The organism is Paenisporosarcina sp. P4_D4, assembly GCF_056401835.1.
Window position 1 is genome coordinate 1 of record NZ_JBFUIO010000255.1, and the last position, 1,828, is coordinate 1,828.

At 35.2% G+C, this 1,828-nt stretch carries 1 protein-coding gene and 3 pseudogenes; all 4 read right to left on the reverse strand.

Annotation, left to right across the window (positions count from 1 at the left end):
• Nucleotides 1–236, reverse strand: a pseudogene (locus tag AC1DSL_RS17795) (TrkH family potassium uptake protein); the annotation flags it as partial.
• Between the two features lie 128 nt (nt 237–364).
• Nucleotides 365–1,354, reverse strand: coding sequence for an anti-sigma-I factor RsgI family protein (locus AC1DSL_RS17800; protein WP_477533258.1), 990 nt, complete (start codon nt 1,352–1,354; stop codon nt 365–367).
• An 81-nt stretch (nt 1,355–1,435) separates the two neighbouring features.
• A pseudogene (locus AC1DSL_RS17805) lies at nt 1,436–1,555 on the reverse strand (anti-sigma factor domain-containing protein); the annotation flags it as partial.
• A pseudogene (locus tag AC1DSL_RS17810) lies at nt 1,552–1,828 on the reverse strand (RNA polymerase sigma-I factor); the annotation flags it as partial. The pseudogenes AC1DSL_RS17805 and AC1DSL_RS17810, both read right to left, overlap by 4 nt.

The following is a 1,828-nucleotide window of genomic DNA, read 5'->3' on the forward strand; positions in this document are numbered from 1 at the left end:
AACATGGCGATTCCAAAAGTTGAGTACGTTTCTGAAATATTTAATACACTTAAACCTGTAACGCTGACAGCACTGACTGCTGTAAACAAACTATCAATAAAAGCCACACTGACTCCAGGTTGGTGAACTCCAGGTAGGTTTAATAACCCCACAGATAACCCAATGGCTAAAAAATAATAAGAAACGATTGCTTGAGCGGGCGATAAATTTCGTATGCGTTTAATAATTGGATTCATAAAAAGGTCAAGTCCTTTCAAATGACACGAATAGGTCATCTTCCTATTCTAAAAAACATTACGTAAAAAAGAAAGAACAAGTATTTATTCTTTTAAAAAAAGTGCTTCTCGATTGAGAAGCACCCGGATTAATGATTTTTATGATTGCGATTTTTGCCTTGTTCTGATTGTTCTTTACCACTTTGTTTTTTATCTTGTTTTCTTTTTTGATCATTATCTTTTCTTTCATGATCTTTATTTTTCCCTTTTTTATCTTGGCGAGGGTTATCGTGGTGATCTGAATTCGTTTTTTTTTCAGAAGGATGGTTGCCACTTGTTTTTGACTGGCCGTTATCTTTTCCTTCTCTATTCGAATCATTTTGTTGATTCGTCTGATTTTGATGACTTTGAGTCTTTCCTTCTGATTTTGCTGGCTTATCCCACTTCTTGTTAGGCTTAACTTGTTTAGATTCTTGTTTTTGGTGTTGAGGATTTTGTTTACTTTTATTATGAGTGTTCTTGTGATCTTTCATGTCAACGGCAGGTATTTGCGATTCTTTTTTGTTTTCTTTCTGCAGTTTATTGTTGTCTTCGTGTTTCTTATTTTCATCTTTTTTCTTTATTTCCTGTTGTTTTTCATCTTTTTTCTTTATCTTCTGCTGTTGCTTTTCTACCTTATTGTCTTTGAATTGTGCCTTGTATTTCTGTACGGAAATACCTTCATTGTTAGCAGCTTGACGATCCTCTAAAGAGGCTTCATTAACATTTACGGAGTATTTCTGCATCATACTTTTACTGTTGGAATTTGACACTGCCGAAACAATTACTTTTTCCAGCTTTGCATGGTTTTCTTTATTTTCATAGATGGTGGTAATCTCAATCTCCTCTTGTGTCTCGATAGTTGTTTCCGTACGATCTACAATTTGAAGTAAAACCCATGTTAAAGGCTTTCCTTTCCAGAAAGCAATATCTCTCTTAAGTGCCTCTCCATCGTCATTGAGTCCCTTAAAAGAATACACTGTCCCTTCCTGATCAAGACCCAGTTCAACACTCGGATTGATATCAATCTGTACATATGCAGACACTGGAGTTTGTGAAGGCAGCAATATTGAAAATAGCAATACAAGTGTCGCAACCATCGAAAGAACCGGCGCTGTCCATGAAGAATTAAATGTTGCTTTATAGCTTCTCTTGTTTAATAAAGGTTTATAAAATGCTTCGTCACCTATTTCAACAGAAGCAGAAAGTGGTATGCCTTTTTCAAATACTCCATCTTCCGTGAAGAAAATACTATATGAAGATGTTGTCTCAAACACGATCCCTCTTCGCGTGTTCATCATGACATCCGTCCTTTTAAATAATCTTTTATATAGTGCAGGTCACTTTTTAGAAGAATAGCAATTGCTATTATAAATTTTCGTTGTCTCTCCAAGGTTTTACGTGAAACTTCAACTAATTCTTCCAATTCTTTTATTGGCAATTTCTTTTTTGTTTGAAGTACTTCGTAAAACTCGTCCGTTTCCACAATGAGTTGTGCTATTTGGATAGCGGTCTTTCTTGAGTCTTCATGCGATGGAGAAACTTTAACAAGTTCCTGAAAGCTTAGTCCAAAT

What these genes read in the sequence shown, in the direction of transcription:
- AC1DSL_RS17800 (WP_477533258.1), bottom strand. Translation starts at nt 1,354, where the DNA reads ATGGTTGCGACACTTGTATTGCTATTTTCAATATTGCTGCCTTCACAA.